Origin of the sequence: Pectobacterium punjabense (genome assembly GCF_012427845.1) — a bacterium.
Classification (GTDB): Bacteria; Pseudomonadota; Gammaproteobacteria; order Enterobacterales; family Enterobacteriaceae; genus Pectobacterium; species Pectobacterium punjabense.
Map to the genome: position 1 here is coordinate 2,806,781 of NZ_CP038498.1, position 12,608 is coordinate 2,819,388.

General features: G+C 52.5%; 10 protein-coding genes and 1 other RNA gene. 8 read left to right on the plus strand and 3 right to left on the minus strand.

The features are described from left to right. Nucleotides 1-149 precede the first annotated feature (149 nt). Both rprA and apbE read left to right on the plus strand, forming a co-directional pair. Nucleotides 150-261, plus strand: an RNA gene (gene rprA, locus E2566_RS12645) — antisense sRNA RprA. A gap of 91 nt (nt 262-352) precedes the next feature. Next, nucleotides 353-1,399 (plus strand): FAD:protein FMN transferase ApbE, encoded by a 1,047-nt coding sequence (apbE, locus tag E2566_RS12650; protein WP_107167658.1) that lies wholly within the window; start codon nt 353-355, stop codon nt 1,397-1,399. A gap of 203 nt (nt 1,400-1,602) precedes the next feature. Here the strand turns inward: apbE and ppsA are convergent, their stop codons facing one another. Continuing rightward, nucleotides 1,603-3,981, minus strand: a complete 2,379-nt coding sequence (gene ppsA, locus E2566_RS12655; protein ID WP_107167659.1) for a phosphoenolpyruvate synthase — start codon at nt 3,979-3,981, stop codon at nt 1,603-1,605. Between the two features lie 300 nt (nt 3,982-4,281). Between ppsA and ppsR the strand changes: the two genes are divergently transcribed. From ppsR to E2566_RS12685, 6 genes are all read left to right on the plus strand, one after another. Continuing rightward, on the plus strand, nt 4,282-5,103 hold the full coding sequence (ppsR, locus tag E2566_RS12660; RefSeq protein WP_014700375.1) for a posphoenolpyruvate synthetase regulatory kinase/phosphorylase PpsR: 822 nt from the start codon (nt 4,282-4,284) through the stop codon (nt 5,101-5,103). 191 nt (nt 5,104-5,294) lie between these two features. Continuing rightward, nucleotides 5,295-6,341 carry a 3-deoxy-7-phosphoheptulonate synthase gene (locus E2566_RS12665; RefSeq protein WP_107167660.1) on the plus strand — a complete coding sequence of 349 codons (1,047 nt, stop codon included), beginning with the start codon at nt 5,295-5,297 and terminating at the stop codon, nt 6,339-6,341. A 217-nt stretch (nt 6,342-6,558) separates the two neighbouring features. Then, complete coding sequence (locus E2566_RS12670) at nt 6,559-7,611, plus strand: hemin-degrading factor (RefSeq protein WP_107167661.1); 1,053 nt, start codon at nt 6,559-6,561, stop codon at nt 7,609-7,611. Beyond that, on the plus strand, nt 7,608-8,426 hold the full coding sequence (locus E2566_RS12675) for a heme/hemin ABC transporter substrate-binding protein (protein ID WP_107167662.1): 819 nt from the start codon (nt 7,608-7,610) through the stop codon (nt 8,424-8,426). The genes E2566_RS12670 and E2566_RS12675 overlap by 4 nt, the downstream gene beginning before the upstream one ends. Then, nucleotides 8,423-9,427 (plus strand): FecCD family ABC transporter permease, encoded by a 1,005-nt coding sequence (locus E2566_RS12680; protein WP_107167663.1) that lies wholly within the window; start codon nt 8,423-8,425, stop codon nt 9,425-9,427. The genes E2566_RS12675 and E2566_RS12680 overlap by 4 nt, the downstream gene beginning before the upstream one ends. After that, the gene (locus tag E2566_RS12685) at nt 9,420-10,217 is read left to right on the plus strand and encodes a heme ABC transporter ATP-binding protein (RefSeq protein WP_107167664.1); all 798 of its coding nucleotides are present in this window, start codon (nt 9,420-9,422) and stop codon (nt 10,215-10,217) included. The genes E2566_RS12680 and E2566_RS12685 overlap by 8 nt, the downstream gene beginning before the upstream one ends. A gap of 20 nt (nt 10,218-10,237) precedes the next feature. Here E2566_RS12685 and E2566_RS12690 read toward each other — a convergent pair whose 3' ends face one another. Together E2566_RS12690 and E2566_RS12695 are read right to left on the minus strand one after the other, a co-directional pair. After that, complete coding sequence (locus E2566_RS12690) at nt 10,238-11,689, minus strand: protein adenylyltransferase SelO (protein ID WP_107167665.1); 1,452 nt, start codon at nt 11,687-11,689, stop codon at nt 10,238-10,240. A gap of 185 nt (nt 11,690-11,874) precedes the next feature. Further along, complete coding sequence (locus tag E2566_RS12695; protein WP_168444504.1) at nt 11,875-12,600, minus strand: EAL domain-containing protein; 726 nt, start codon at nt 12,598-12,600, stop codon at nt 11,875-11,877. Between the last annotated feature and the right edge of the window lie 8 nt (nt 12,601-12,608).

Here is a 12,608-nt window from a genome sequence, read left to right on the forward strand (position 1 = left end):
GGGATTAGTCCTAAAAATTTTGATATCATTTCTCTAATGCATCAATATTATTGACAATATAAAAACTCTGAGGGGTCGACTCTTAAAATATAATTAACTATTAGGATGATTCTTAATGACGAAATAAGGCATTATCCATAGGATAAATACCGGAGCTGGTATTAACCTACTGTTTGTCAATGAGGTTTCCTCCTCGTCAGAGTTAGTAACGAATTGCTGTGTGTAGTCTTTGCCCATCCCCTGAGATGGGCCTTTTTTTTCCTTTCATTTCTCTTCCATTCCATTACGCCTTATTGCTTTTTTGTTACTCTCCTGTCAGCAACCCCTCAGTTCAGTTTTTCAGGAGTTTTTCATGAAGCCTCTCGCCGCGAAGAGATTACTACTCTGTGGCTTATTCAGCCTTTTGACAGCATGCGATAATCCAACGTCTACAGCAGAACGCCCTTTATTGACCATCGAAGGTAAAACCATGGGGACGTTCTACAGCGTAAAAATTAGTGGCGCTATCAGCGAAGATAAGACACAGCTACAACGGGAAATCGATGCGCTGCTGGAGCAGGCCAATAATGATATTTCCACCTACCGTGACGATTCAGTGCTATCGCGTTTTAACCAGTATCGGGGAACCGATCCACAGCCCATCAGCAATGGCATGGCGGATATCATTCTGGCTGCACTGCGTATCGGTAAAGCCACTGGCGGCGCGATGGATATCACCGTCGGCCCATTAGTTAATCTCTGGGGATTTGGTCCACAGAAGCAGCCGATACACATTCCCAGCCAACAGCAGATTGATTTAGCACGGCAAAACGTCGGATTACGCCATCTGACACTGATCGGCGATGAAAAAGGAGAATGGATTCAGAAAGATCTCCCAGATTTATACGTCGACCTCTCCACCTTAGGTGAAGGCTACGGCGCAGACGTTCTCGCACAACTGATGACGCGTAAAGGGATTACCAATTATCTGGTTTCCGTCGGCGGCGCGATTTCCAGTCGTGGCGTTAATGCCGAAGGAACGCCATGGCGCGTGGCGATTCAGAAACCCACCGACCAGGAAAATGCGGCACAGGCGGCCGTGAATTTGCAGGGTTATGCGATCAGTACCTCCGGCAGCTATCGGAATTACTTTGAGGAAGGCAGCAAGCGCTATTCTCATGTCATCGATCCCGAAACAGGAAGACCGATTACCCACCAGTTGGTTTCTGCCACCGTGATTGCGCCGACCGCGTTGGAAGCGGATGGCTGGGATACGGGTTTAATGGTGCTGGGAACTGAAAAAGCGTTGAAGCTAGCAGAGCAGCAAGGGCTTGCGGTTTATCTGATTACCAAAACGGATAAGGGCTTTAGCGCAGTAATGACGCCACAGTTTAAATCCTTCCTGATTGCGGCACCGTGATTTTCAGCACAGCTTGCGATCAGCGGCGGTCGAGCGGTGGTAATGGATAGATCGTAAAGACGCTGTGAATACATCCCTGTACGCTCGGATTGCGCCATCCATGGCGCAAACGCTTTACTCTTCTATTCCATTACCACCGTTTTCATTCTGTGAATACTGTTTCAGTTGCCTGATGATTATATATCAGGCATTCACCGTACTAATTACTTGTGCTCAGCCAGATTCAGCCAGGTTTGCACCACGGTATCCGGGTTAAGCGACAGGCTATCGATGCCCTGTTCCATCAGCCAGACCGCGAAATCTTCATGGTCTGATGGGCCTTGTCCGCAAATACCGACGTATTTACCCTGTTTCTTAGCGGCCTTGATCGCCATCGACAGCAGCGCTTTCACAGCATCGTTGCGTTCGTCAAACAGCGACGATACCACGCCGGAGTCGCGATCCAGCCCCAACGCCAGCTGCGTCATGTCGTTTGAACCGATGGAGAAACCATCAAAGTGTTGCAGGAATTCATCAGCCAACAGCGCATTGGACGGAATTTCGCACATCATGATGATTTTCAATCCGTCTTCGCCACGGCGCAGCCCCTGATTCGCCAGTTCGGCAATCACCGCTTCCGCTTGCGCCACGGTACGAACGAATGGGATCATGATTTCTACGTTCTTCAGACCCATCACGTTACGCACGCGTTTGACCGCTTCACACTCCAGCGCAAAGCAGGCTTTGAAGTCCGGCGACACGTAGCGACCCGCACCGCGAAAGCCCAGCATCGGGTTCTCTTCTTCCGGCTCATAGCGCTCGCCACCAACCAGATTAGCGTACTCGTTCGATTTAAAATCGGACAGACGGACGATGACACGCTTCGGTGCGAATGCCGCTGCCAGCGTCGCAATCCCTTCCGTCAGACGGCCTACATAGAATTCCACCGGATCGTCGAAGCCCTGCATCAGCGTTTTGATTTCGCGTTGCAGCTCCGGGGTTTGCTGATCGAATTCCAGCAGCGCTCGCGGATGCACGCCAATCATCCGGTTGATGATGAATTCCAGACGCGCCAGACCGACGCCATCGTTTGGCAGGCAGGCAAAATCAAACGCGCGGTCAGGGTTACCCACGTTCATCATGATTTTCAGCGGCAGAGCTGGCATTTCATCAATCTGTGAACTCTTCACGGAGAAATCCAGTAGATCCTGATACACATAGCCCGTGTCGCCTTCCGCACAGGAAACGGTGACTTTTTGCCCTTTGCGCAAACGCTCGGTCGCATCGCCGCAGCCCACCACGGCCGGGATGCCCAACTCACGGGCGATAATCGCCGCATGGCAGGTACGTCCGCCGCGATTGGTCACAATCGCCGCCGCCTTCTTCATGATCGGTTCCCAGTCCGGGTCGGTCATGTCGGTAACCAGTACATCGCCTGCGTTGATCAGGTGCATCTCGCTGATGTCCTGAATCACTTTGACTTCACCCGCACCGATGCGGTGACCGATCGCACGGCCTTCCACCAGCACCGTGCCGCTGGCTGGCAGGTGGTAACGCTCCATCACCTGACCGTTGGAACGCACCGTTTCCGGGCGCGCCTGCACGATATAGAGTTTGCCAGTGTGACCATCTTTCGCCCACTCGATGTCCATCGGGCGACCATAGTGTTTCTCAATCAGCAATGCCTGACGCGCCAGCGCCTGCACCTCGTCGTCCGTCAGGCTGAAACGCGCCGTTTGTTCTGTCGGCACATCTTCAATCCGCACCTGCTTGCCATGTTCCTGACTCGCGGCATACACCATACGGATTTTTTTCGATCCCATATTACGGCGCACAATCGCAGGTTTGTTGTTCTGCAAGGTCGGCTTGTGAACATAGAACTCGTCCGGGTTCACCGCCCCCTGCACCACCATTTCGCCCAAACCGTAAGCCGAAGTAATGAACACCACCTGATCAAAACCAGATTCGGTATCAATGGTAAACATCACGCCCGCCGAGGCCAGATCGGAGCGCACCATGCGCTGCACACCCGCCGACAACGCCACGCCACGGTGGTCATACCCCTGATGCACGCGATAGGAGATAGCGCGATCGTTAAACAGCGACGCAAATACGTGCTTCACCGCGACCATCACCGCATCAATGCCCTGCACGTTCAGGAAGGTTTCCTGTTGGCCGGCAAAAGACGCATCCGGCATATCTTCCGCCGTGGCAGAAGAACGCACCGCAAATGAAGCCTCTTTTTCACCCTCAGCCAGTTGCTGATAGGCATCACTGATTGCCTTCTCCAGTTCTGGCTGGAACGGCGTATCAATAATCCACTGGCGAATCTGCGCACCCGCGCTGGCCAGTTGGCTCAGATCGTCAATATCGGTGCGGTCGAGCAGCTCATAAATGCGCTGATTGATCCCGCTTTGATTAAGAAAATCATTAAACGCCTGCGCCGTTGTCGCAAAACCGTTGGGAACGGCTACGCCCAAATCTGAAAGGTTGGTGATCATTTCACCCAAAGAGGCATTTTTGCCCCCTACCCTTTCAACATCGTGCATACCGAGCTGGTTATACCAAAGGACATTACGCAAATCAGGGCCGTTATTGGACATCGAAAATAATCCTTTCTGCATACAATTAGGGTATGAAAGAGTTCGGTTGAGAATCGCCTCAACGCAATCAGGTTAGCATAGCGTTTTGATGAACATGGACAGGTGAATCGATCAACCTATGAAAAAAAACTGATTTCATGGTGAATGATTGCCTAACACGGTAAAAATCCAATATCGTAGAAGATTAGCATTCTTTATCATAAAGATAATGAAATGGTGTTTTAATAAAAGTATTCGTAAAACACAATTTTTGACGAGGTTAAGGTGTTCGAACTGTCGGAAATATCATCAGGAGGTTATGTGGAAAGAAGCGTATTTTATGTCTCAGACGGCACGGCGATTACGGCTGAAGTGTTGGGTCATGCGGTGTTATCGCAATTCCCCGTAAACACGGTTAGCTATACCTTACCCTTCGTTGAAAGTGAAGCCCGCGCTAAAGCCGTGTGTGAGCAAATCAATACGTTGTATCAGCAAACCGGTGTTCGCCCACTGGTGTTTTATTCCATCGTCACACCAACCGTTCGTAACATTATTACCAGCAGCGACGGGTTTTGTCAGGATATTGTACAAGCGCTGGTTGCGCCCTTGCAGGAAGAATTAAATATCCCTCCGACGCCAGTTGCCAACCGCACTCACGGTTTGACAGCCAATAATCTGGGCAAATACGACGCGCGTATCGCGGCTATCGACTACACACTGGCACACGATGACGGCATTTCCCTACGTAATCTCGATCAGGCTCAGGTCATTCTGCTCGGTGTGTCACGCTGTGGCAAAACGCCGACCAGCCTGTATCTGGCAATGCAGTTCGGTATCCGCGCGGCTAACTATCCTTTTATTGCCGATGATATGGACAACCTGCGCCTGCCAGATGCGCTGAAACCCTTCCAACACAAGCTATTTGGGCTCACCATTGATGCCGAACGGCTGGCGGCAATCCGGGAAGAGCGCCGGGGCAATAGTCGTTACGCCTCTCTGCGCCAATGCCGTATGGAGCTCAGCGAAGTCGAGGCGCTATTTCGCAAACATCAGATTAAATATCTCAACACCACCAATTATTCTGTCGAGGAAATTTCCGCCAAAATCATCGACATTCTTGGCATGAGCCGAAGAATGTACTAGTACATGATAGTTTTTTTGTCCTGATACGGTTGTAATGTGTGCCATTTCGTTTATTGTGTGCACCATCACTTCCCGGCATTTCGCCGCTGCGAAGCAACCTTTTAGTTGAAAACATTGCCTGAAAATACTGCCATATCCACGTTTTTTCGATGACAACGAGTTTTCAGCTTGACCGTATTTAGAGACAAAACATGCTACAAACAGATGAACTGCGGAGCGCGCGCATCGAGAGTCTGGTTACGCCCCAAACGCTACTTGCCAGACTCCCAATCACCCCTACCGTTGCCGAAAATGTCACCTCGTCACGCAAGAAAATTGAAGCCATTCTCTCCGGCCACGACCCCCGTTTACTCGTCGTGATCGGCCCGTGTTCAATCCATGACACCGACAGCGCATTAGATTATGCGCGTCGTCTGGCTGCGCTACGCACGCAGTATCAGGATCGACTGGAAATTGTCATGCGCACCTACTTTGAAAAACCGCGCACGGTCGTGGGTTGGAAGGGGCTAATTTCCGATCCCGCGCTCAATGGCACGTTTCAGGTGAACGAAGGGCTGGAGATTGCGCGCCGTCTGCTGCTGGATATCAACCAGCTTGGATTGCCGACCGCGACGGAATTCCTCGATATGGTCACCGGTCAATATATTGCCGACCTAGTTAGCTGGGGTGCCATTGGCGCGAGAACCACCGAAAGCCAAATCCACCGCGAAATGGCCTCTGCGCTGTCTTGCCCTGTCGGCTTCAAAAACGGGACAGACGGCAATACGCGTATCGCCGTCGATGCGATCCGTGCCGCGCGTGCCCAGCACATGTTTCTCTCGCCGGATAAGCAGGGTTTCATGTCCGTCTACAAAACCCAAGGTAACCCGTTTGGCCACATTATTATGCGTGGCGGGAAAAAGCCGAATTACTATGCGGAAGATATCGCCGCCGCCTGCGCGCATCTCAGCGAGTTTTCTCTGCCTGAGCATCTGGTGATCGATTTCAGCCATGCTAACTGCCAGAAACAACATCGTCGTCAGCTCGACGTTGCTGATGACATCTGCCAGCAAATCCGCGCAGGATCGCGAGCTATCGCAGGCATCATGGCGGAAAGTTTCTTAATCGAAGGGAACCAGTCCGCCATTAATCCTCTGGCATTGACGTATGGACAATCCATTACCGATCCTTGCCTAAGCTGGCAGGACACCGAAACGCTGCTGGCACGTTTGGCAAGCGCCGTCGATAGTCGTTTTTAACACAATACGCGCTGGCATACGCCTTCCCCCGGTACTATGCCAGCCGTTTTCCTTCTTTCCTGCCACCGTTCCCGCTGTCTCGCGAGCGCCTAAATTCCTCTCTCGATTCTCCTTATTCCACTTATTAAGAAAACTTCACTTGAGGTTGCGTTTTTGTTACATGAAAATGATTCTCATTCATTGCTATAATCTCTACGACAACGATTAAGGGAACCCGATGCAGACGTCCATTTACCAACAATACCTCCAGGCTAAAGTTGAACATCCGCGTAAATACGCACGCGATCTGGCTGCGCTACTCGGCATCAGCGAAGCGGAGCTGACGCACGCCCGTGTTGGACACGATGCGCAGCGCCTACAGGGTGACGCCAAAGTGTGGCTCAGTGCACTGGAGCAGGTTGGTAATACCAAGTCGATCACCCGCAACGAGTACGCCGTGCATGAACATACTGGCTACTATCAAAACCAGACGCTGGATGGGCATGCCGGTCTTATCCTCAATCCACGCGAATTGGATCTGCGTTTGTTCCTTTCTCAGTGGGCTTCAGCCTTTGAACTGCGTGAAAACACCGCACGCGGTGAACGCCAGAGCATTCAATTCTTCGATCACCAGGGTGATGCCATTCTGAAGGTCTATACGACCGACACCACCGATATGGCCGCCTGGCAGCTATTCGTTGAGAAATTTACCAGCAGCGAAAACCCAGCGTTAGCACTTCGTCCAGCAAGTAACAACGCCGCAGCCGAGCAGACCGTTGCCCATAATCCTCAGTTTGAAGCAGACTGGCGTGCGATGACGGACGTACATGATTTCTTCATCCTGCTCAAGCGTTACAATCTGACACGCCAGCAGGCGTTTAACTCGGTCGCTGACGATTTGGCCTACCGTGTAGAAAACGACGCACTGTCACAGATTCTGTTTGCCGCACGTGAAGATCAGAACGAAATCATGGTATTTGTCGGTAACCGTGGCTGCGTGCAAATCTTCACGGGTACGCTTGAGCGTGTAGAGCGCATGGAGCAACACGCGGAATGGATCAATATCTTTAATAAAGATTTCACGCTGCACCTGATCGAAGGCGCGATTGCTGAAAGTTGGATCACGCGTAAACCAACGGTCGACGGTATCGTGACCAGCCTGGAACTCTATGCCGCAGACGGCTCTCAAATTGCACAACTCTTTGGGCAACGTACCGAAGGAACGCCGGAACAACAACAGTGGCGCGACCAGGTCGATGCCCTGAAACCGCGTAAGGATCTTGCCGCATGAAAAACTGGTTATTCCCTCTGTTATTGACACTCCCGTTGGGGGTGTCTGCTGCCGAACGTGTCGTTTCTATCGGCGGCGACGTCACGGAAATCATCTACGCGCTCGGCGCAGAGAAAGATTTAGTCGCACGCGACAGCACCAGTCTGCACCCAGAAGCCGTGAAGAAACTGCCTGATGTAGGCTACATGCGTCACCTCAATACCGAAGGTATTTTGGCAATGAAACCTTCTCTGGTTGTTGCCAGCGATCTGTCTCAGCCCTCGCTTACTTTACAGCAGGTTGCGGACAGCGGCACCAAAGTGGTGCATGTGACCGCTGAGCCGTCTCTGGATGCCGTGCCGAAGAAAATCAGTGCTATCGCTCAGACGCTAGGAAAAGAGACTGAAGGTAAAAAACTGACGGAAGCCTATCAGCAGAAATTGGCGGCAGTAAAAACGTCGCCGCTGCCGGTTAACGTGCTCTTCATTCTCAGCCACGGCGGTATGACTGCGCTGGCCGCGGGTAAAAACACCCCGCCAGACACCATTATCCGCGGTGCGGGTCTGAAGAATGCCATGCAAAACGTTGAACGCTACCAACCACTGTCGCAGGAAGGCGTGATTGCTAGCGCGCCGGATCTGATTCTGATCTCCAGTCAGGGGCTGAAAACGCTGGGCGGCGACGCACAGGTCTGGAAATTACCGGGGCTGGAACTGACCCCTGCCGGTAAAAACAAGCGTTTGTTAGTCGTGGATGACATGGCGATGCTCGGCTTTACGCTCGAAACCCCGGCGCTGATGGCAACGCTGCGTCAGACAGCCGAAGCGATAAAATGACGTCACGGTTTCATCCGCGCTCTTGGTTGATCGCGCTGCTGTTGCTGATGGTGGCACTGATGGTGGGTGCCGCCAACATGGGCGCCCTAAGCCTGTCGCTAAACACGCTCTGGCAAACGCCATTTGACGATCCGATTTGGCATATTTGGCTGAATATCCGCGTTCCCCGCGTGCTGCTGGCGATACTCGTCGGCGGGGCGCTGGCCTGTTCCGGCGCGATTATGCAAGGGCTGTTTCGTAATCCGCTCGCCGACCCCGGCCTTTTGGGGATCAGCAGCGGTGCCGCTCTCTGCGTAGCGCTGACCATCGTGCTACCGCTTGGTTTGCCTCCGCTGTTGGCGCTTTATGGCCCGATGTTCGCCGCCTTTGCCGGAAGTTTGGCGATTACTGCCATCATCTTCATCCTCAGCCGTTCCGAACAAGGTGGATTAACGCGGCTATTGCTGGCTGGTATCGCGCTCAATGCGTTGTGTCTTGCTCTCATCGGCGTATTGACCTACCTCAGTACCGATCAGCAGTTACGCCAGTTTTCACTGTGGGGTATGGGGAGTCTCGGACAAGCGCAGTGGCCCATGCTGCTCGTCGCCAGCACGTTGGTCATTCCTGCGATGATCGCTACCTTATACTACGCGCGCCGTTTAAACCTATTGCAGTTAGGAGATGAAGAAGCGCACTACCTCGGCGTTAACGTGAAGCGCACTAAATACACGCTCCTGTTGCTGAGTTCACTGCTGGTTGGCGTGGCAGTGGCGGTCAGCGGCGTAATCGGGTTTATCGGGCTTATCATCCCACACCTGATGCGCATGCATCTGGGTGCCGACCATCGCTGGCTCCTTCCCGGATCTATCCTCGGCGGTGCCTGTCTGTTGTTGTTTGCCGATACGCTGGCGCGTACGCTACTTTCTCCGGCAGAAATGCCCGTTGGGTTATTAAGTAGCCTGATTGGCGGCCCCTATTTCTTATGGCTGATCGTTCAGCATAAAGGACGCGGCAATGACTGACTCAGCACTTGACCGGACCTTATCTGCCCACAATTTGCGCTTTCAGACCAACGGACGCTATCTAACCGACGATGTTTCTCTGGAACTGAATTGTGGGGAAATCGTGGCGATTATCGGCCCTAACGGCGCGGGGAAATCTACCCTGCTCCGTTTACTGACGGGTTATTTGACGCCAGATGAAGGTGAGTGCCTGTTAGCCGGGCAACCTTTTTCGCACTGGCAGCCCGGTACACTGGCAAAAACGCGTGCGGTGATGCGTCAGTATAGCGGTATGGCGTTTGCGTTTAGCGTGCAGGATGTCGTCGCAATGGGACGTTCTCCTCATGGGCGTTACCCAAAAAATGATGATGTGGTTCAACAGGTCATGGCGCAAACGGGCTGCCTGGAGCTGGCAACTCGCGACTATCGTCATCTTTCTGGCGGAGAGCAGCAGCGGGTGCAATTGGCTCGTGTGCTGGCGCAGTTGTGGCATCCAGAACCGACGCCAGGCTGGTTATTTCTCGATGAACCTACCTCAGCGCTGGATCTGTACCATCAGCAGCACCTGTTACGGCTGCTCAAACAGCTTACGCGTGAACAGCCGCTCGCCGTGTGCTGTGTCCTGCACGATCTGAATCTGGCGGCGCTGTATGCCGACCGCATCCTGCTGCTGCACGAAGGCAAGCTGGTCGCACAAGGATCGCCGACACACGTACTACAGGCAGAAACGCTGGCGCACTGGTATCGCGCCGATCTTAGCGTGGGTTCACATCCTGACTACGCCATCCCGCAGGTTTATCTGCGTCAATAGCCTGCCCCTCCTGCTCTGGCTTAGCTGGAGCAGGATATCTCCAGATGCTTACCCCATTCTGGCGGTAACGCCGCCAAATCGTTGTTATTCGGCTGTTCATCAAACGGCCGACACAACGCCTGATGCAAGCGTGTCAGCACGCTGATGTCATCACTTTCCGCTCGTTCAATCGCCATTTGCGCCAGATAATTACGCAGAATATATTTCGGGTTCGTCGCATTCATCAAACGACGGCGTTCCTCATCGCTCTGTTCTTCCTGCATCAATCTCTGGCGATAGGTCGCAAACCAGCTGTCGAACGCGGCTCTGTCGATGAACTCATCACGAAGCGGCGAACGCGATGCCTGCTTTTCACTGTCCGCTAGCAATCGGAATGTTCGGGTGTAATCGCTGCCTTCCTGCTGCATCAAACGCAACAGCTCGACCAATACGTCATTATCTTCAGAACTCGCAGTAAACAAGCCCAATTTGGCGCGCATCAGCGTGCCATAGTGCTGCATCAGCGCCGGTTCATAGCGCGCAAGCGCGCGTTCCAGCGTATCAGTATCCATCAGCCCCGACAGTGCCTGCGCCAGACGATGCAGATTCCACAGCCCAACCGCTGGCTGATTATCAAATGCGTAGCGCCCACGATGGTCTGAGTGATTGCAAATGAAATCCGGCTGATAAGCATCTAGAAAACCATAAGGGCCGTAGTCGATAGTCAGCCCCAGAATCGACATGTTGTCCGTGTTCATTACACCGTGCGAAAAACCAACCGCCTGCCAATGCGTAATCAACCGTGCGGTACGTTCTACCACATCGCCAAACCACAGTTCATAGCGACGTTCGTCGTTTTCCCACTGCGGCCAATGACGGGCAATCACATATTCCGCCAGCTGGCGCACCTTTTCCGGCTCACGGCGATAGTAGAAATGTTCAAAATGGCCGAAGCGCACATGGCTTTCCGCCACGCGCAGCAGCATGGCACCCTTTTCTTCCTGCTCACGCTGCACCGGATGTTCGCTGGTGACAATCGTCAGCGCCCGCGTGGTGGGAATCCCCAGATGGTGCATCGCTTCCGAGGCCAGAAATTCGCGTATTGCCGAACGCAACACAGCACGGCCATCGCCCATACGTGAATACGGCGTTAGCCCCGCACCTTTCAGGTGCCAGTCCATGCTACGACCATCCGCCAGCTGTTGTTCCCCCAGCAAGATGCCACGCCCATCACCCAATTGGCCGGCCCACACACCAAACTGATGACCGCTATAGACCTGCGCCAACGGCTCCATTCCCGGCAGCAAACGCGCACCGCTCCAGATGCCATCCTGTTCTGGCGTAAACCAGTCGGGAGACAAGCCAAGCTCTGCGGCCAATCCTTCACTGTGATAAAGCAGGCGAGCCCCCTGCAACGGCGTCGGCTGTAGCGCGGTATAGAACCCCGGCAACTGATGAAAGTAGTGATTTTTAAATAACGGTGTTTGCTGCATCCTGTCTCCCTAAGGCCACCCTGTCCGGCTGAAGAGAGCCACACGCTCACTACACAACGACTAACGGGTATGCAGAAAGTGTAGAGGGATGACAATGAAATTAACACGGATGAAACACAGGGGTATTATTTCCATAACGTGTATTCAGGAGAAACCATCACCCTAAACGCGGTGAATCTATTGAGTTAACCGATAAGCGACATGCGCTGCTCAAGCCGTTCGAAATGCACCGCAGGCCACATCTGTCCTTGAACGGCATCAATATTCAGTTGCCCGATTTTATTCAAAATCGCCACATTATTAATTTCCTTAGCGATAATACTGATGCCTGAATAGCTGTTTTTAATCGTCCGTAATAACGGCTCCATCATCAGCGTATTCGTCGGTCGCGATAAAAGCTGCCCGATAAACTGACGATCCAGCTTCACACCGCGCACTAGCCCATCATGCAACGGTTTAAGCGTGGCTTTTCCAGAACCAAAATTATCCAGCCATAAAGGAACGGATTGACTCAGGTTTAGCAGCGCAGCGTTTTCTTTTCCCTGCGACAGGTGAGGAAAAAACTCATTAATTTCCAGCAAAACAAAATTGAGATGTTTGATCTCGCCACGCAGTACGTCGGACTTCATTAACATCTCGGTTATCTGGCGTCCAACCTTCAACACCAGTTGAATGTGATTATCGATAAACCATGCGGATTTTTCTTTGATAAAAAGAAGCTGCTCATGAACAAAATCATATTGTTGCCGCGGACTTAACTGCATGAGGAGAATATCGGCGGGCATACTCAATTTACCCGCCAGGCCGTTAAAATGGCTGATCATTTCAACCGCCAACAGCGTTCCATCCAGCCTGAATATCGGCCAAAAAACATAATCACTGGTGTAATCAACAGCAAGATGGACGCGCATGATCCTGT